Raw genomic sequence first — 17,228 nt, 5'->3', positions numbered from 1 at the left:
CAGCTTCCTTTTGAAACTCGGCAAATTGGGCCTCAGTTCTTTCAAATAACTTGTAAATATCGGCGATCGTTACAGCGTCTGACATAGGAAGATTCTTCAAGCTTGAGAAGTCTAGTCCCATTCTAGCGACTTGGCCCAGAAAAAATGTCCCTAGCTTCTTATCCGTGTTTTTTCAATCAATTATTGACTATCAACTAATCAGCGATCGCAGTTCAAGGGGAAGGGGTCAAAGGTCAAAAGGCGATCGCGGTCAATGGATAATGGACAATTGACAATGGATAATTATCAACTATTCATTATCAACTATCAATTAAAAATGCGATCGTAGTTTGAATTTTGGGGGAAAGGGATTAAGGGCGATCGCGGTTTTAGCTCCTGGGGTCGTGTCATCAACATAGAAGATATTATCGTTTTTGATGGTCTTTCCGTTGATGAACTAGAACAAGCTTTTAAAACCGTCATTGAACAATACTTAACGGATTGCCAAACCCTGAATAAAAACCCTAATCAACCGACTTATTCCTTATCTTCCCATGAGCGGTGAATAGATAGCTTTATGAGAAAATAGAAAGGTAGAAGGTAGGTTGGGTTGACGACTGTTGCCCAACACCCCATCCGATAACCGGGCAAAATCATTGATAATTATTTGATAATAGGACATTGGTTGGGTTTCGTGCCTCAACCCAACCTACACTCTACACTCTGACTCGCGAATCCCCACCGCCAAAAAAGAATAATGTACTGCGATTACCTGGTTCAAATCCTCACCGCACGCGTCTACGATGTCGCCCAAGAAACCCCCTTGGAACTTGCCCCCAATCTCTCCCAACGCTTGCACAATCAGCTTTTACTCAAGCGCGAGGATATGCAGTCGGTTTTCTCTTTTAAACTGCGCGGCGCATACAACAAAATGGCGCATTTGTCAAGGGATTTGTTACAAAAAGGTGTAATTGCTGCTTCGGCGGGAAATCATGCCCAGGGAGTCGCTTTGGGGGCGCGGCAATTGGGAACCCAAGCGATTATCGTTATGCCTGTCACCACTCCGCAAGTCAAAATCGATGCGGTAAAAGCCCGGGGCGGGATTGTCGTCCTGCACGGTGACACCTACGATGATGCCTACACCTACGCGCGGCAGTTAGAACAGGAAAAAGGCTTAACTTTTATCCATCCCTTCGATGACCCGGAGGTAATCGCCGGCCAGGGTACGATCGGTATGGAAATTTTACGACAATATCAGCAACCGATCGAGGCGATTTTTGTCGCTATTGGTGGCGGTGGACTAGTATCAGGTATTGCAGCCTATGTCAAGCGTTTACGTCCAGAAATTAAAATTATTGGGGTGGAACCTGTGGACTCAGACGCGATGAATCAATCCCTAAAAGCCGGTTATCGGGTGCGTTTGTCCCAAGTGGGATTATTTGCCGATGGGGTGGCGGTGCGCGAGGTGGGAGAGGAGACTTTTCGTCTCTGTCAGCAGTATGTGGATGAGATTATCCTAGTGGATACGGATGATATCTGTGCGGCGATTAAGGATGTTTTTCAAGATACACGCTCGATTTTAGAACCTGCGGGGGCGTTAGCGGTAGCAGGAGCGAAAGCTTATGTAGAAAGAGAAGGAATTGAGGATAAAACCCTCGTTGCTGTGGCTTGTGGGGCGAATATGAACTTTGATCGTCTGCGGTTTGTGGCGGAAAGGGCAGAATTAGGGGAACGGCGCGAGGCGTTGTATGCTGTGACTATTCCCGAAGAGCCTGGCAGTTTACGCCGTTTTTGCGAATGTGTCGGCAAACGCAATTTAACCGAATTTAGTTATCGCATTGCCGATGAAAAAGAAGCACATATTTTTGTCGGCGCCCAGATCGAAAATCGCAGCGATGCCAAGAAATTAGCCGAGAGTTTTGAAGCTTGCGGCTTTAAAACCCTCGATATTAGCGATGACGAATTGACTAAATTGCATCTGCGCCACATGGTGGGAGGGCGATCGCATTTAGCCGATCATGAATTATTTTATCGCTTCGAGTTTCCCGAACGACCGGGGGCTTTAATGAAATTTGTCGCCTCCATGAGTCCCCACTGGAATATCAGCGTTTTCCATTATCGCAATAACGGGGCCGATTACGGGCGCATCGTCGTGGGCATACAGGTCCCCCCCGATGAAATGAATCAATGGCAAGCTTTTCTCGATACTCTCGGCTATCGCTATTGGGATGAAAGTCAAAATCCGGCCTATCAGTTATTTTTAGGTTAGAGTTGGCTGAATAAATCTAAAAACCTTGTTGGATAAGGCTTTTAGACTTTTTTCCCCTCAAAAAGTGCTGACCATTGGAGTGATCGGGGGTAAAATTCAGGCACTTTTTCCCTGAAAATTAGGTAACTGACTACCCCAAAATCGGTAAAACCCTACACCCTACACCCCACACCCCACACCCCACACCCCACACCCTGCCCCCACCAACAAACTTTTTCAGCAAACCCTAGGTTAAATCGCCATTTTCAGGAAGTTATCAGCAGATGAATCAAGATTTTCCCCATATTCCCGTTTTGAGTCAAGAATTAATCGCCGGCTTAAATATTCAACCCGGGGGACATTATCTCGATCTTACCCTAGGCGGTGGTGGACACAGCCGCTTGCTTTTAGAAGCTCATCCCGAAACGACAGTAACCGCCATCGATCGCGATCAAAGCGCCCTGGAAGCCGCTAAAATTAGTCTTGCCCCCTATCTAGATAGCCGTTTAACCCTCTGGTGGGGGAACTTCGCCGATTATAATGGACAAAATAGCAGTTTTGATGGCATTATCGCCGATTTAGGAGTCAGTTCTCCCCAATTCGATCAGAGCGAGCGCGGCTTTAGTTTTCGCCACACGGCAGCCTTAGATATGCGGATGGATCGCTGTCAATCCCTGACGGCAGCCGATATTATCAACCATTGGCACGAAAAAGAATTAGCAGATCTTTTTTATCAATACGGAGAAGAACGTTTATCTCGTCCTATTGCTCGCTCGATCGTCCAAAAACGTCCTTTTACTACCACTACTGAATTAGCGGCTGTCATCGCTAGTTCTGTCCCCGCTAGTTACCGTTATGGACGTATTCATCCGGCAACGCGGGTTTTTCAATCCCTACGCATCGCTGTTAATCAAGAATTAGATTCTCTGCAACAATTGTTAGATCAAGCCCCCCACTGGCTAAAATCCGGGGGAATTATCGCTATGATCAGTTTTCATAGTCTAGAAGATCGTCTGATCAAGTATGGCTTTCGCGAAGATAATTCCTTGAAAATTATCACGAAAAAGCCGATTATTCCCAGTCGAGAAGAACAAGCTAAAAATCCTCGTTCTCGTTCGGCTAAACTAAGAATAGCCCAAAAGATAGAATCAGAGGTTATCTGATAGCAGTTATCTTAATGGTGAGGTACAAACTCTCTGGTTTTAGGGAGTCGTTATCTTGAAGACAAAGGCTGTGGTAAAGTAAAAACCAAGAAAGAAAGCCAGTATTTATTCTTGAAAATCACTGACTAAAATAACGCAGTCCCTTTACCAATCTTTCCACTGCCGCTAAAGCCGTTTCTGGAGATAAAGCACCGTAGGCAAGACGCAAATAACAGCCTTCCGTTATCCCAAAAGTTGAACCGGGTAACACCGCCACCCGCTGCTGCTCAATTAAACTTTTAACTAACTGAAAATCATTCTTGTCTGTGGTAATTTTCAGGAAGAAATAAAAAGCCCCTTCCGCAGTGGCAACATCACAGATATCCCTAATCGATTCTAGAGCATTCAGGCAAATTTCTCTAACTTGAATGATGGTTTTTAACTGTTCTAAAGGATAGCTTTTACCCACCTGTAACGCTCCCAGAGCCGCGTATTGCGAAACTACCGGCGGACAGATTAAAATAGTATCCTGAATCTTATTAATCGCCTCAGATAAATGTTCTGGTACTACCATATAACCAATGCGCCAACTGGCAAAACCGTAGGCTTTTGAGAGACTAAATAAGGAAATAGTCCAGGATTCACTACCAACAATTGCCGCCGGGGAAAAGTGGCGGGCATGATTATAGGTAAAATACTCATAGGCCTCATCATGAATGTGATAGATGCCCTTTTTTTGACAGATGCGATTGACTTCTCTTAGGGTATTTTCTGGATAAACTACTCCCGTGGGATTATTAGGAGAAATCGTCACCACTGCCTTAGTTTTTTCCGTGATTGCCTCTTCAATGGCGGCCGGACGCAATTGATAATTTTTGTCTGTGGCAACCAAAATTACTTGACAATCAGCCATTTTTATGGCCATTTCATGATTGAAATAAAAGGGAGTGTTGAGAATAATTTCATCCCCCGGGGAAGTAATGGCTAAAATGGCATTCATAAAGGCCATATTACTGCCCGCCGTCACAAAAATTGCCTGTTTATCGCTGATTTCTACCCGATTATCTTCGGCTAGTTTTTGCTGAATTACTGCTAATAAGGGGGGAATTCCCGCCACAGATTGATATTGATGATTTTTGGGATTAGCTAAGAATAAAGATAGAGATTCGATTGCCTCCCGGGGTGGTTCATAGGAAACAACCCCTTGACCTAGGGAAATAGTGCCGGGGTTCGCTTTAATTAATTGACCGACCACGGGAATAATCGGTGTTTGTACCCCGTCCATGCGGGAGAGAAGGTTTCTCATTAAAGTAATCAATGGAGCCGAGCAGAGTCGAACTGCTGTCCAAATTAGGTATTGACTGTCCGTTCATTCACAGGTTTAGTTTCGATTACCCTCGAAACGGGGACTGTCACTTATCCCGGACAGTGGGATGCTCTAGTTAAAGCTTAGACGGTTAACTAACTAGAGAAAGTTAAACGTGGCATCCGTTGGGGGTTGATCCATAGTCCTTAACGGAGTCAAACTATGAATGCTCGAGTCGATTAGAGACTATTAGGCAGCTACAGGAGCGGCTTTACGAGCGAAAGGAACGATGTTGTTCGCATTTACTTTTTGTTTGAGCCTTTGATTTACGAGAGGAGACTCACTCTCGACCTGTATCACGGGGGAGCTTTCGCTAACCTGTCGAAACCGTTACGGCCCCTTGTGCTTACATTCTGATTATAGCATATTTTTTGATTAAGCTAATTTCGGCTCAATTGAGGATTTTTCCCTTCCCAGGCGTTAGAGCCGGGCTAGATCGGTAAAAAAGGTTTTTATCGCTGATTTTTCTGAAATGGCATCGGTATCAAAGAGATAAGCCATCAGGTTCTCTCGTCCCAGATATTATCCAGTTCTTCGGCTAATTCTTCTGAATCTTCCCAATTTTCGGTTAAATTCCCTAACCCTCCCCTAATTATTGATTGCCTCGGTTTGAATTGCCACCTATCAACAATCTATCTCCATACCACAATTTAGGCATTTTGTCAAAAAAAATTTGACTTGGCAACAAAACTACACAAAAATTAGATCAACGTTGTTCGGAAAAAAAGGGAGAATTGGCGAAAGTGTTTGGTTTTGCTCAAGGGAAAAGTCTAGATTTAGCAAGGGTTTTAAGACAACCCAGATCATTAAAACCCTAAAAATTACAGTGAAACCCACCATAGCATAATGCAAAATTATACCAGAATCGCTGGAAGTATTGCCACCTCGTAAATAAATAAAAATTATTCTCAATAAATTCTTAAGTAAAAATAAATATTACCGATTGTAAATTTAAATATTTTTAAGCATTGAAGCTATTTACATATAAAATACTTATCATTTTGCCCTGATTGCCTCTGACTGGAAAGAGGGTGTGGGGTGTGGGGTGTGGGTAGGGTTGATTCATGAATCAACCCTACCTTGAATCAACCCTACCTTGAATCAACCCTAGGGGTGTAGGGAAGGAAACCTCTTTCATCTGTAGGGGTGAAGATTTTTTCATTGGGACTGACTTGAAAGAGGCGGTCGGCAGGGGGCAGGGGGCAGGAGGGAAAGCTACCACTTTGGGGAGTCAGTCGTCGATAACAAACTAGGCTAAACTCTATAGGAGAAACCCGATGACTAACTTGATTATTTCGCAAAAATATGGCTAAAAAGCTCGATTTTGTTATTCCTGCCGTCGGTGGAGTCACAGGAGCCAATTTATCTGCTTGTCTGGGAAATATTGGCTTAGTCGGCGGATTTGGCGGTATAAGCGTCGGTTTAGTGGGAATGACGGGGATTGGCATCCTGACAAGTTCGGCAATTTATGCCAGTCTGCAAGGACTAGAAACAAACGATCACAATGTCGGGTTAGCTTTGGGGACAGGAAGCCTTGGCGGAATCGGTATCTACTCTACCTTTGGGGGTGTGGGAGTGGCAGTTAAAGGTACAGCTTTCGGTGTTGGTGTCGGTTCTATGGCGATCGCTGGTGGCCTAGTCGGGTTAGGAATCTACGGACTGATGAAAATGTTATCTCCCACCTACTCCGACAATAATTTTTATAGCAATCTAGAATTTTTTGATCGCATTACTAGAGAGTACGAAGAAGCTTTATTTTGGCAAGAAGTTACGCGAAAATATGAAAATCTAGAGGCAGAACTACAGCAACTGTTGGAAGAAGTATCTATTCAGGCAAATCAACAGTTATATTCTACAGAAATTACTATTCCAGAGCGTTTATCTTGGCAGTGTTTCCAAACTCTTAAAGGTCATCAGGCAAATATTGGGGCGATCGATGTTAGTCCTGATGGTAAAATTATCGCTAGTGCGGGAGAAGATCAAACCATAAAACTTTGGCAGCGAGAAACGGGTAAATTAATTTATTCCTTTGTGGGAGTTAATGAACCGCTCCAAACTCTGGCTATAAGTCCTAACGGTAAATCGATTATTGCTGGTGGATTGGATGGCAGAATTAGTCAGTGGCAATTAGACACTAAGCAGTATAAAAGTAGTTTTTTCGCTCGTGTAAATGCTCCCCATAGCCACGATGGTGTAATTTTACAATTAGCTTTTGCTGCCAATGAAAGATTTATTGTTAGTGCTAGTAATGACAAAACTCTGCGAATCTGGGGTTATTATACAGGAGAATTGCAGCGAACTTTAATCGGTCATGAGGAGGCAGTTAATACCTGTGCTATTAGTCCCGATAGCCAAATTATTGCTAGTGGTAGTGATGATAAAACTATTAAATTATGGCGATTTGATAATAGTTATGCTTATCAAACTTTTATCGGTGACAGGGCAGCCGTTAACAGTTTAGCTTTTAGTAATGATGGTCAATATCTAATTAGTGGCGGTAGTGATAAAACGATTAAAATCTGGGATATAAAGACAGGAGAAATTATTAAAATTTGGCAGGCACACGAGCAGGCAATTATCAGTATTGCTATTAATCCTCATCGCCATCTAATTGCTAGTGCTTCCCGAACAGAAATTAAAATTTGGCAAGGACAAACAGGAGAACTAATTAAAACTTTACGGGGAACTGCTCCCTTAAAATTTAGTCCTGACGGTCAGTTTTTAATTACAGGTAGTTATGGAGATAAGGTAAAAATATGGTCAGAAATGTTAGGAGAATTAGAAATATTACCCTCCGATTCCGAGGATTGGTGGGAGGTTTTAGAAGTTTCTAAGAATGCCAGTTTTTCAGAAGTTAAGCAAAGATATTATCAGCTTGCTCGTCAGTATCACCCCGATCACAATTCTTCGGACATGGCGATTAAAATTATGCAAAAAATTAATCGAGCTTACGAGCGGTTTTTATTTTCTGTCTTGCAACAGTAAAATTGTCAGCGTAGGGTCAAGTATTTAACTATCTTTCGATAATATAGAGAGCTTACTAACAAGCTCTCTACAAATTATCTTCTAGACTAAGATCTGTTAGCAGTATTCAAGCTACCCACTTGAATATTCAGATTAATTTTTTGTCCTTCTCGGCTAATTTCTACGGGCAAATTATCGCCAATTTGAGTATTAGCAACAATTTCCTGAACCGCATCGGGATCGGTGACATTCTTACCACCTACAGACTTTAACACATCACCCGATCGCAATCCCGCTGCTGCGGCAGGAGAATCTCTCATTACCCGCACTAACAAGACACCAGAATCATCGGGGATAGTCCAATTATCAGCCATAGGACTATCGGCTAATTGTTCTTTTACCTCTGGGGTTAACTGTACCATTTGAACACCGAGATAGGGATGTTCCACCTTACCTGTAGCGATTAATTGTTCGGCGATTCTTTGGGCAGTCTTAATCGGAATAGCAAAACCTAAACCCTGGGCATTTTGAATGATAGCAGTGTTAACTCCGATGACTTCTCCCCGAGCATTTAACAAAGGTCCGCCGGAATTTCCAGGGTTAATTGCCGCATCGGTTTGCAGGAAATCCACCCGTTTATCACTAGCACCAATTTGGGAGCTATTGCGTTCCTTGGCACTAATAATTCCCGTGGTGACAGTGTTATCTAATCCCAAAGGATTACCGATAGCGATCGCCCATTCTCCCACCTGTAAACTATCAGAATTACCTAATTTAACCGTGGGTAAATTGCTCGTTTCTACCTGTACCACTGCCACATCAGTTAAAGGATCACTACCTAAAACTTTGCCATCGATAGTGCGACCATCTTTGAGGGTGACAGTCACCTTATCTGCTCCCTCGACAACGTGAGCATTGGTGATAATTTTACCGTCATTACTGATAATAAACCCCGAACCTGTACCTCTTTGAACTTGTTTTTCTCCTCGCTCTGGTATTTGGGAGCCGAAGAAGCGACGGAAAACAGGATCGTTAGCAAATTCCGAAAAATCACCGCCTCCATTGACTTCCCGAGAAGCATTAATTCTCACCACCGCCGGCCCCACTTCTTGCACCACAGAAGCGACAAAATTGGTAGGAATAACCAGAGACGAGGTAGCGGCTGCCGCTGGTGTGGAGGGGCGAGGATTATTGGCAGCGGTGGCAATATTTTGGGCTAATTCTAGAGGATTTTGGCTGTAGGCATAGGTAGCACCGATACCTAACCCGGCACCCAAAACCAGTAAAGAGGAATAGGCAAAAAGTTTTTTCATCGCAGAAGATTTGGAGCGTTTAGGATTGCCTTCGTTGCGCGGGGAAATATTATCGTTAAAAATATTGCGAGTCATAGTTTTTATTGTTTAACCATTCTGAGAAGGGAATAAAAGTCAGTCCTAGTAATCGTGGGTGTGAGAGGAGTGTTTCGGAAAACGGCTGAGGACTGACTATCTCTAATTTAGGCAGCGGATATGAACTTACTGTGACGCAGACATGAAGTTTTGATTACAAGGTCATTGTCCTATCAGTATTCAGTATTCAGGAGTCAGGAGTCAGGAGTCAGGAGTCAGCTTTTATTTCTTCTCCCCCTCTCCCTGCTCCCCAATTCATAATTCCCCTTCTCCCTGCTCCCCAACCCCCCACTGATTACTGATTGCTGTTTACTGATCACCGAAAAGCTCCCCCTATACTTTTTAAACAGGACGTGGAAAGACTGCGCCGGTTTCAGCAGGGTTTAACCACTGGTAATATTAATCTTTCAGCAATTCTAGGCGATAACGATACAAAGCCACAGGACGATTCGGCGCTTGGAAATAATCCGGCGATTGGGGGGAAAGATAAATGGCTGTCACCTGATCGCCTAGAATTTTATCGGCAGATAATAACTGATAGGCGGTGGTGGTTTCCACCTCATTAAGATAAGTATTGGTTTCTCCCCGGAAAATTTGTTGACTGATTTCTGTGGCAATAAATTGATTTCGGCTAGGAGTTTCGCTATTTCTGGCAATTACCGTGGAAATTAGTTGATGAGCGCCCCGTAAAAAGGTAATCTGACGATTGGGATTATTGGGGTCAGTTTTTACCGATAATACCGATTGATTACCTAAGTAGGCGCGACTAATTGCTAAACCATTAAAGGATCGATCGGCCACAATCGATGGTTTACTGATAATGGTGGATAAAAAGGCAGCATTTATCGGTCTGGACATAGCTTTCTCAATGAATCTCACTGGAAACTCGATCGATTGTTCTAGGTAACGACGATTACTTTCAAAACCAGGTGTGATAATCTGGGGAGCAAGAGGAGCGGTTAAATCGATCAGAGTACTGGTGACAGTCCAATTGCCTACCATCCAATCGGGATAAACTAAATCTCCGCTGGCAAAACTAACCACCGGTTTAGTCATCCAGCGAGGATAATCGGTTAAGCGATCGCTTAAATTTCCCGCTATAGATAATTCTAAATGGTTACTACAGCCTAGAATAAATACTAACAAGAACAAAATTATCCTTTGCATGGGTAAAAATATTTTTTAAGTAATATTCTTTAATTATGAACGATTTTATCAACTCTCAAGCCGTTAATCTCGATTCGGCAGTAATTCCCATCCCACCGACCGGTTTTAAATCGGGTTTTATTGGCATTATTGGTCGTCCCAATGTGGGCAAATCTACCCTGATGAATCAATTAGTGGGACAAAAAATCGCCATTACTTCTCCCATCGCTCAAACTACCCGCAACCGTTTACGCGGCATTGTCACCAGCGAGCGCGCTCAGATGATTTTTGTCGATACCCCCGGCATTCACAAGCCCCATCACGAATTAGGCAAAGTTTTAGTTAAAAATGCCGAAAACGCCATAAATTCTGTAGATTTAGTTTTATTTGTTGTCGATAGTAGCAATTTTTTGGGTAGTGGCGATCGCTATATCGCCGATTTACTGACTAAAAACCAAACTCCCACGATTTTAGGGCTAAATAAAGCCGATCAGCAACCGGAAGACCGGGAGCCTCTAGACGATAGTTATCGCACCTTAGCGGCGGAAAATAACTGGCCTCTGCTCAAGTTTTCGGCACTGGAGGGGACGGGAATGGAAGAATTACAAAATCTGTTAATTGATTCCCTCGAAGTCGGTCCCTACTACTATCCCCCCGATTTAGTCACCGATCAACCGGAAAGGTTTATTATGGGCGAATTAATCCGTGAACAGATTTTACGGCAAACCCGTCAGGAAATTCCCCATTCTGTGGCAGTGGTGATTGAACGCGTCGAGGAAACTCCCGCTTTAACCAAGGTTTTTGCCGCCATTAACGTGGAACGAGCTTCCCAAAAAGGGATCGTCATCGGTAAAAATGGCAGTATGTTAAAAGCGATCGGCTCTTCCGCGCGATCGGCTATTCAAAAGTTAATCGCCGGGGAGGTATATTTAAAATTATTTGTGAAGGTAGAACCAAAATGGCGACAATCTCGCTCACTTTTAGCAGAATTTGGCTATCGCACCGAGGAGTGAATTGGGGTGTGGGGTGTAGGGTGTGGGGTGTAGGGTGTGGGGTGTAGGGTGTGGGGTGTAGGGTGTGGGGTGTAGGGTGTAGGGAGAAGCTTTTTTCAGTGTTGCCAAAGGCACGGCGTAGCCGTCCAGTAAACAGTAAACAGTAATCACTGAACTGAAAACTCACATCTGATAACTGAAAACTCACATCTGATAACTGATAACTGATAACTGATAACTGATAACTGAAATGACCGATATTAAAACCCTAATTAAACAGGTACACCAAGAGGCAAAAAAAGAGGATTTTCCCATCGATACCCTAATTTACCAAGAGGCCAAAAAAGATCCCCTTGAACCAGTTTTGTATGCTGGTAATCTTGCTAGTCAGTTATGCTTTTTTGGGCGGGATTTAGGACGAGATGAAGTGTATGCAGGACAACCTTTGATCGGGGCTGCCGGTAGAATGGTAAGAGAGGGATTTTTTCAAGCTTGGCAGGGGAGAAAATCTCATGATCGTCAAGAGTTATTATCGGTGTGCGATCGAATTTTCTTAACTAATACAGTTCCCTACAAACCTCCTGGTAATAAAGCTTATTCTGGGGAAGTGAAAGATCGTTTCCGTCCATTTATAGAAAAACTGCTCGTTTTTTATTGGCAAGGTGATCATATCATTCCCCTTGGTACGGAAGCTTTTAAATGGTTTGAACCCTACGGTAAACCCAGAGAAGTGGATAAATTCTATCTTGATAAAGAACGCTTTACCAAAAAACTGGTAGTTACCCTTACCGCTACCGATGAAGATGGATTAAAACAGCAAAAGAAAGTGACTTTATTGCCTCTCCCCCATCCCTCTCCTCTCAATCAAAGATACTATGCTCTTTTTCCTGATTTATTACAAAAAAGATTAACTGAATTTGCCTTTTAACCGATGAGAATTTACGGCAATCGTCCCATAAAAACCCTAGCAGGACAATTAACCCGTCCGACGACAGCAAGGGTCCGAGAAGCTTTATTTAATATCTGGCAACAGAAATTATCCGGCTGTCGTTGGTTGGATCTTTGTGCGGGGAATGGTTGCATGGGTGCGGAAGCTTTATGTCGAGGTGCTAGTCTAGTAATCGGAATTGAACAATCAGGACGCGCTGGCGAAATTATCAAGGAAAATTGGCGCAATTTAGCAACTTCTCCCCAGCAATTCCAAGTAATTCGGGGGGATGTACTGACAAAGTTAGCCACTTTAGCGGGGAAAAGTTTTGATTTAATTTATTTTGACCCTCCCTACGAAAGCGGGTTATATTTACCGGTACTAACTGCCATCTCTCAATCTAATTTATTAGATTCTCTGGGGGAAATTGCCGTGGAACACAATCCCAAATCTTGGCAAGCAATTAATCTAGAAGGTTTAACCATTTGTCGTCAAAAACACTACGGCAATACTACCTTAACTTTTTATCAAAAAGCCGATGTCTCCTGACCACTGACTCTTAAGGTTTGATCCCCCCTGCCCCCGTAGGGTTGATTCATGAATCAACCCTACCTTACTAGGGAGAAGGGAGAATAAATAAAAATAATCTCCTGCCGACCGCCGAAAATGGTCAATTTTATTTGACAGTCCAGAAAAAATTATTATTTCTCAACAAAATCACATAATTTGTCACTTTTCTTGACAATCATCCTGAGCAAAGCGAGAAACTTTCTGGCAACCGCAGTCAATCGCCTCCTGTTTAAGCTATTTAAAGAAAAATTAGGGCTTATTTCGATAAAATCCGCAGTAAATAGGCTATATACTCCTAAAAAACTTAAATAAATTCTTCTAGTCCTTTTTTTTGACCTGAAACTACAGCGAAGTTTCCTGACACGGCAGCTTAACCATCTCCCCTTAACCCTTGCTTCTCCCCAGATTATCCCCTAATTTTTGTATAAATTTATACCCGACTATTTTTGTCGGGTATATTTGACACCAAGATTTTGGGAGTGATAGGATGCTTGTAGATTCAGTTGACGGCAAGACAGGAAAATCATGACCCTAGCGACAAACATCGAAACCTCAAAATTCATCCCCACCTTTACCCGCTTGGTTTCTAAGGAAGGAGGGACTTCTTACCCCCTGAAAGCGCTGAATATCTGCGAAGAAACCTTTGCCCCCCTAGAAGTGGACTACGATTACGACCTCATCCGTCGCACCGTTACCAGAGAAAGCATTCAAGCAGGTCCCAATTCCATCTGGCGCTATCGTTCCTTTTTGCCAGTGGAAAGTGAAAATCCTATCGATGTGGGTACGGGTATGACTCCCCTAGTTAAATCCCACCGTTTAGCCCGGCGCTTGGGTCTAAAAAATCTCTACATTAAAAATGATGCCGTCAATATGCCCACTCTCAGCTTCAAAGATAGAGTGGTATCCGTCGCCCTTACCCGGGCCAAAGAATTAGGTTTTACTACCGTTTCCTGTGCTAGTACGGGAAATCTGGCCAATTCCACCGCCGCTATTGCCGCTCACGCTGGTTTAGACTGTTGTGTTTTCATTCCCTCCGATTTAGAAGCGGGCAAAATTCTCGGCACCCTAATCTATAATCCCACGGTAATGGCGGTTAAAGGCAATTACGATCAGGTTAACCGTCTCTGTTCAGAAGTGGGCAATACCTACGGTTGGGGTTTTGTCAACATCAATCTGCGTCCCTACTATTCCGAAGGTTCCAAAACCTTAGGCTTTGAAGTAGCTGAACAATTAGGCTGGAAACTCCCCGATCATATTGTCGCACCTTTAGCCAGTGGTTCCCTCTTTACCAAGATTTATAAAGGCTTCCAAGAATTCGTCAAAGTCGGTTTGGTGGCAGATAAAGCAGTGCGTTTTAGTGGCGCTCAAGCGGAGGGTTGTTCCCCCATTGCCCAAGCTTTCAAGGAAGGACGGGATTTTGTCGCCCCAGTTAAACCCAATACTATCGCCAAATCGATCGCTATTGGTAATCCCGCCGATGGTGTTTATGCCCTTGATATTGCCCGTAAAACTGGCGGTAATATTGAATCCGTCACCGATGCCGAAATTATCGAAGGTATTAAACTTTTGGCAGAAACGGAAGGCATTTTCACAGAAACTGCGGGCGGTACAACTATCGCCGTCTTGAAAAAATTAGTAGAAGCGGGTAAAATCGACCCCGAAGAAACCACGGTCGTTTATATCACCGGTAATGGTCTAAAAACCCAAGAAGCGGTACAGGGTTATATCGGTGAACCCCTGTTAATCGAACCGAAATTAGAAAGCTTTGAACGGGCCCTGGAACGTTCCCGCACCCTCGAACGCCTCGAATGGCAACAGGTTCTCGTCTAGAATTGATGTTCGGGGATGATGGGGCGATTATCCTCTTGCCTCATCTCCACAAGCAATTTAAATTCGCGTGCAGCTTACCGTCCTTTCCACTTTTTCCTTTAATATCTATGGCTGTAAAAGTTCTCATTCCTACTCCCCTGCAAAAATTTACAGAAAATAACGCTACCATCGAGTGTAGTGCTAGTAGTGTCGGTGGTTTAATCGAATCCTTAGAAGCAAGTTTCCCCGGGATTAAAGCTCGCTTATGCGATGAAGAGGGCGCACCCCGGCGCTTTTTAAATTTCTACGTCAACAGTGAAGATATTCGCTTCCTCGATGGGACAAAAACCCCCTTAAAAGATGGCGATGAAGTCAGTATCGTTCCTGCGGTGGCTGGAGGTTAACCCCCCCATAAGTTTGTTTTCCGTCAATTGTAATTAGACCCCTAGAAAGTGATGTTTTCTGGGGGCTTTTGTTCAGGTAAGTTCTAAGCTGTCCGCACATTTAAATTGCTTTTTGTCTCTCCTGATATGTAACCCATACTCAGTTGATTGAGCAGAGAACTCATCTCAAGCGCTTTATATGTCCTTTTTCTAGCAATATTTAGTTCATTTTTCGGTATCTTTTGAGACTTTTTTATCGGATATTTTCCAAGTCCGTCCTTGACAGTAAACTTGGCCATCTTTAATCTGAACGCCAAAAACCTGACGGGCTAATTGTAAAATTTCTTTACGTTCTTCATCGGTTAAATAATCATTTCCTTTTCTTCCGCTAGGGCAGATTTTTTGGTCGCCTCCTGCTTCTAGATAACGCTGTCTTCCTTTGGCTGCAATTTCGCCAATTCTTTCGTATTCTTGCTGTTGAAGTTCTGTCGGTTTTTTCATGGTTAAAGCATCCATTCTAGGGGAATAATTTCGCCATTAGGCAATAAGTATGATCTGGGCAATGTTAGACTAGAAGTAATGATTAGCCAAGCTCCATTATCTTCATCATAGACTCTAAAGAGCAGGAGTCCCAAAGTTTCAAGAGCATTTAAGACAAGATACTGTTCTTCTGTAGGTTCCACTTTTCTAAATAATTATTGTGATGATTTTCAATTATCTGGTAGATAAATTACCCCTTTAGCAATTCTTCCCTCTGTTCCTAATGTCTCGGCAGGAATTTCTAGGTTATCGGTGGACTCTATATAGGGTTTGCTGAAAAAGTACGGGCGAAGCATTCGGATAGAAAATCCACGGTTTCACCGATAGGTTATTGCCCGAATGCTTCGCCCCTACAGGACGCGGGCCGATGAAGACGCAAGGTTTTGAACGACGATTCTCTCAAAATCTTGCACCTGTGGGAGCGAGAAAAGCCACAAAACCCTTACCTTGCCTAGATTTCACATTTATTCAGCAAGCCCTATATAAATTAGGATGTTTTCGTCAATTGGGATTGGAGTTAGTCGAGTCATGAGTAATGCAAAAATTGAAATTTAACTTTTTTCTCTAGTCAATTGCCATAGAAGTTCTCATCTAAGATTTGCTCTGGCAAGAAAGGACAAATTTGAGGATAATCATTTTCTGGGGGAATCCGAACACCAAATTGAGGGAGTTTCCCTTCCTTAATTGCTACTTGACGAGCATCTGGATAAGCTTCCTCGATAGCAGTTTCTAGATAGGATTTCAGGGAAGGCGTATTGCGTAAGTTTTTCTCAATTCGCTGGCGATGCTCAATAATAGAACAATACCAGCTATCCTTCATTGATGGCGGTGCGTCGTGCTGTACTTTTAATTTGAGCAAGTGAGCCAAAAGAATCATCAAATTACTTTCTAAAGTTCTTTTTTCCGATTTTCCCAACTCGGTTAACTCCTCAATTAAGTTATCAGTATCCAGTGCAGCAAATTCCCGCTTCTGTAGGTGGCTAATTGTTGTTGCGAGCCATACTTGAAAATCTTGTTCGTAGAGAGTTTTCGACATAGCGATAGGTTGTTCGTTCGAGTCAATAACTAGATTGATAACTAAGCGGCTACAATTCTCAAGGCGTTACTAATTTCTAGCTTCCCTTGTAGTTTACCAAAAAATCACCTAAAATTGAAACTAAGTAGGTAGGCGTTAAAAATTATCAGATGCCCCCCTTATCAAGGGGGGACTAAGGGGGGATCGGCACCCCCCTTATTAAGGGGAGATCCCCCCGCCTATCGGCACCCCCCTTATCAAGGGGAGATCCCCCCGCCTATCGGCACCCCCCTTATCAAGGGGGGCAGGGGGGATCGAACCTAAAATTTATCTTCAATTTAATTATAACCAGCTACTTATCTGTATCCCTTGCTGACTGCATCTGGCTCCCTACACCATTTTCTACTATCTTTGAGCAAACCGGCGAAAGATAAGGAGTTAAAACTATGCCTTTAAGTTGGAATGAAATAAAAAATCGCGCGATTACTTTTCAAAAAGAGTGGGAAGGAGAGACTTCAGAAAAAGCAGAATCTCAATCTTTTTGGAATGATTTTTTTAATGTCTTTGGCATTTCACGGCGTAGGGTAGCTAGTTTTGAGCAACCGATAAAAAAAGCCGATAATAAACAGGGTTTTATTGATTTACTCTGGAAAGGAACGATTTTAGTTGAGCATAAATCGAAGGGGAAAGATTTAGAAAAAGCCACACAACAGGCTAAGGATTATTTTCCCAATTTAAAGGAACATGAGTTACCGCGT

The 17,228-nt window shown here is 43.1% G+C and carries 18 protein-coding genes, 1 other RNA gene and 1 pseudogene; 10 read left to right on the top strand and 10 right to left on the bottom strand.

Annotation, left to right across the window (positions count from 1 at the left end):
* A pseudogene (locus IM456_RS01325) lies at positions 1–85 on the bottom strand (DUF3782 domain-containing protein); the annotation flags it as partial.
* A 264-nt stretch (positions 86–349) separates the two neighbouring features.
* Here IM456_RS01325 and IM456_RS01320 point away from each other — a divergent pair.
* The gene (locus IM456_RS01320; RefSeq protein WP_287712723.1) at positions 350–544 is read left to right on the top strand and encodes a type II toxin-antitoxin system HicB family antitoxin; all 195 of its coding nucleotides are present in this window, start codon (positions 350–352) and stop codon (positions 542–544) included.
* Here the strand turns inward: IM456_RS01320 and IM456_RS01315 are convergent.
* The gene (locus tag IM456_RS01315) at positions 524–661 is read right to left on the bottom strand and encodes a hypothetical protein (RefSeq protein ID WP_287712722.1); all 138 of its coding nucleotides are present in this window, start codon (positions 659–661) and stop codon (positions 524–526) included. The genes IM456_RS01320 and IM456_RS01315 overlap by 21 nt on opposite strands.
* Positions 662–736: 75 nt before the next feature.
* Between IM456_RS01315 and ilvA the strand changes: the two genes are divergently transcribed.
* Complete coding sequence (ilvA, locus tag IM456_RS01310; protein WP_287687399.1) at positions 737–2,248, top strand: threonine ammonia-lyase, biosynthetic; 1,512 nt, start codon at positions 737–739, stop codon at positions 2,246–2,248.
* Positions 2,249–2,511: 263 nt separating this feature from the next.
* Positions 2,512–3,390: a 16S rRNA (cytosine(1402)-N(4))-methyltransferase RsmH gene (gene rsmH / locus IM456_RS01305; protein ID WP_287691247.1), complete on the top strand. Its 879-nt coding sequence runs from the start codon at positions 2,512–2,514 to the stop codon at positions 3,388–3,390.
* 118 nt (positions 3,391–3,508) lie between these two features.
* Here the strand turns inward: rsmH and IM456_RS01300 are convergent, their stop codons facing one another.
* Both IM456_RS01300 and ssrA read right to left on the bottom strand, forming a co-directional pair.
* Positions 3,509–4,675 carry a pyridoxal phosphate-dependent aminotransferase gene (locus tag IM456_RS01300; protein ID WP_149987710.1) on the bottom strand — a complete coding sequence of 389 codons (1,167 nt, stop codon included), beginning with the start codon at positions 4,673–4,675 and terminating at the stop codon, positions 3,509–3,511.
* Between the two features lie 9 nt (positions 4,676–4,684).
* Positions 4,685–5,075: a transfer-messenger RNA gene (gene ssrA, locus IM456_RS01295) on the bottom strand.
* 965 nt (positions 5,076–6,040) lie between these two features.
* Here ssrA and IM456_RS01290 point away from each other — a divergent pair.
* Positions 6,041–7,720 carry a WD40 domain-containing protein gene (locus tag IM456_RS01290; protein WP_149987708.1) on the top strand — a complete coding sequence of 560 codons (1,680 nt, stop codon included), beginning with the start codon at positions 6,041–6,043 and terminating at the stop codon, positions 7,718–7,720.
* Between the two features lie 86 nt (positions 7,721–7,806).
* On the opposite strand, the gene IM456_RS01285 is transcribed toward IM456_RS01290, so the two are convergent.
* Positions 7,807–9,087: an HhoA/HhoB/HtrA family serine endopeptidase gene (locus tag IM456_RS01285; protein WP_149987707.1), complete on the bottom strand. Its 1,281-nt coding sequence runs from the start codon at positions 9,085–9,087 to the stop codon at positions 7,807–7,809.
* 399 nt (positions 9,088–9,486) lie between these two features.
* A complete protein-coding gene (locus IM456_RS01280; protein WP_149987706.1) occupies positions 9,487–10,254 on the bottom strand; it encodes a DUF6816 family protein in 768 nt (255 codons plus the stop codon).
* 35 nt (positions 10,255–10,289) lie between these two features.
* Here IM456_RS01280 and era point away from each other — a divergent pair, with 35 nt between their 5' ends.
* The 5 genes from era (at position 10,290) to IM456_RS01255 (ending at position 14,936) form a co-directional block, all read left to right on the top strand.
* The gene (era, locus tag IM456_RS01275; RefSeq protein ID WP_149987705.1) at positions 10,290–11,246 is read left to right on the top strand and encodes a GTPase Era; all 957 of its coding nucleotides are present in this window, start codon (positions 10,290–10,292) and stop codon (positions 11,244–11,246) included.
* Positions 11,247–11,475: 229 nt separating this feature from the next.
* Positions 11,476–12,153, top strand: a complete 678-nt coding sequence (locus IM456_RS01270) for a uracil-DNA glycosylase family protein (RefSeq protein ID WP_079208881.1) — start codon at positions 11,476–11,478, stop codon at positions 12,151–12,153.
* A gap of 3 nt (positions 12,154–12,156) precedes the next feature.
* Entirely contained in the window at positions 12,157–12,702 is a 546-nt protein-coding gene (rsmD, locus tag IM456_RS01265; RefSeq protein ID WP_287691248.1) for a 16S rRNA (guanine(966)-N(2))-methyltransferase RsmD, read from the top strand.
* A 546-nt stretch (positions 12,703–13,248) separates the two neighbouring features.
* On the top strand, positions 13,249–14,553 hold the full coding sequence (thrC, locus tag IM456_RS01260) for a threonine synthase (protein WP_002783420.1): 1,305 nt from the start codon (positions 13,249–13,251) through the stop codon (positions 14,551–14,553).
* Between the two features lie 107 nt (positions 14,554–14,660).
* Complete coding sequence (locus IM456_RS01255; protein ID WP_002757903.1) at positions 14,661–14,936, top strand: MoaD/ThiS family protein; 276 nt, start codon at positions 14,661–14,663, stop codon at positions 14,934–14,936.
* Between the two features lie 204 nt (positions 14,937–15,140).
* Here the strand turns inward: IM456_RS01255 and IM456_RS01250 are convergent, their stop codons facing one another.
* From IM456_RS01250 to IM456_RS01235, 4 genes are all read right to left on the bottom strand, one after another.
* Entirely contained in the window at positions 15,141–15,416 is a 276-nt protein-coding gene (locus IM456_RS01250; RefSeq protein ID WP_002742806.1) for a hypothetical protein, read from the bottom strand.
* A gap of 2 nt (positions 15,417–15,418) precedes the next feature.
* Entirely contained in the window at positions 15,419–15,598 is a 180-nt protein-coding gene (locus IM456_RS01245; protein WP_002765124.1) for a hypothetical protein, read from the bottom strand.
* A 27-nt stretch (positions 15,599–15,625) separates the two neighbouring features.
* A complete protein-coding gene (locus IM456_RS01240; protein ID WP_287691249.1) occupies positions 15,626–15,751 on the bottom strand; it encodes a hypothetical protein in 126 nt (41 codons plus the stop codon).
* A gap of 272 nt (positions 15,752–16,023) precedes the next feature.
* A complete protein-coding gene (locus IM456_RS01235; protein ID WP_130758500.1) occupies positions 16,024–16,491 on the bottom strand; it encodes a DUF29 domain-containing protein in 468 nt (155 codons plus the stop codon).
* A gap of 425 nt (positions 16,492–16,916) precedes the next feature.
* On the opposite strand from IM456_RS01235, the gene IM456_RS01230 reads away from it, so the two are divergent.
* The coding region (locus IM456_RS01230; RefSeq protein WP_353845516.1) for a type IIL restriction-modification enzyme MmeI at positions 16,917–17,228 on the top strand (312 nt) is incomplete at its 3' end.

It is taken from the genome of Microcystis sp. M079S1, assembly GCF_020246425.1.
In the GTDB taxonomy this organism is placed as follows: Bacteria; Cyanobacteriota; Cyanobacteriia; order Cyanobacteriales; family Microcystaceae; genus Microcystis; species Microcystis aeruginosa.
The sequence above is the reverse complement of the archived record's forward strand: the minus strand, read 5'-3'. Positions and strand labels throughout refer to the sequence as shown.

What these genes read in the sequence shown, in the direction of transcription:
- IM456_RS01315 (WP_287712722.1), bottom strand. Translation starts at nt 661, where the DNA reads ATGTCCTATTATCAAATAATTATCAATGATTTTGCCCGGTTATCGGAT.
- ilvA (WP_287687399.1), top strand. Translation starts at nt 737, where the DNA reads ATGTACTGCGATTACCTGGTTCAAATCCTCACCGCACGCGTCTACGAT.
- rsmH (WP_287691247.1), top strand. Translation starts at nt 2,512, where the DNA reads ATGAATCAAGATTTTCCCCATATTCCCGTTTTGAGTCAAGAATTAATC.
- IM456_RS01300 (WP_149987710.1), bottom strand. Translation starts at nt 4,675, where the DNA reads ATGAGAAACCTTCTCTCCCGCATGGACGGGGTACAAACACCGATTATT.
- IM456_RS01290 (WP_149987708.1), top strand. Translation starts at nt 6,041, where the DNA reads ATGGCTAAAAAGCTCGATTTTGTTATTCCTGCCGTCGGTGGAGTCACA.
- IM456_RS01285 (WP_149987707.1), bottom strand. Translation starts at nt 9,087, where the DNA reads ATGACTCGCAATATTTTTAACGATAATATTTCCCCGCGCAACGAAGGC.
- IM456_RS01280 (WP_149987706.1), bottom strand. Translation starts at nt 10,254, where the DNA reads ATGCAAAGGATAATTTTGTTCTTGTTAGTATTTATTCTAGGCTGTAGT.
- era (WP_149987705.1), top strand. Translation starts at nt 10,290, where the DNA reads ATGAACGATTTTATCAACTCTCAAGCCGTTAATCTCGATTCGGCAGTA.
- IM456_RS01270 (WP_079208881.1), top strand. Translation starts at nt 11,476, where the DNA reads ATGACCGATATTAAAACCCTAATTAAACAGGTACACCAAGAGGCAAAA.
- rsmD (WP_287691248.1), top strand. Translation starts at nt 12,157, where the DNA reads ATGAGAATTTACGGCAATCGTCCCATAAAAACCCTAGCAGGACAATTA.
- thrC (WP_002783420.1), top strand. Translation starts at nt 13,249, where the DNA reads ATGACCCTAGCGACAAACATCGAAACCTCAAAATTCATCCCCACCTTT.
- IM456_RS01255 (WP_002757903.1), top strand. Translation starts at nt 14,661, where the DNA reads ATGGCTGTAAAAGTTCTCATTCCTACTCCCCTGCAAAAATTTACAGAA.
- IM456_RS01250 (WP_002742806.1), bottom strand. Translation starts at nt 15,416, where the DNA reads ATGAAAAAACCGACAGAACTTCAACAGCAAGAATACGAAAGAATTGGC.
- IM456_RS01240 (WP_287691249.1), bottom strand. Translation starts at nt 15,751, where the DNA reads ATGCTTCGCCCGTACTTTTTCAGCAAACCCTATATAGAGTCCACCGAT.
- IM456_RS01235 (WP_130758500.1), bottom strand. Translation starts at nt 16,491, where the DNA reads ATGTCGAAAACTCTCTACGAACAAGATTTTCAAGTATGGCTCGCAACA.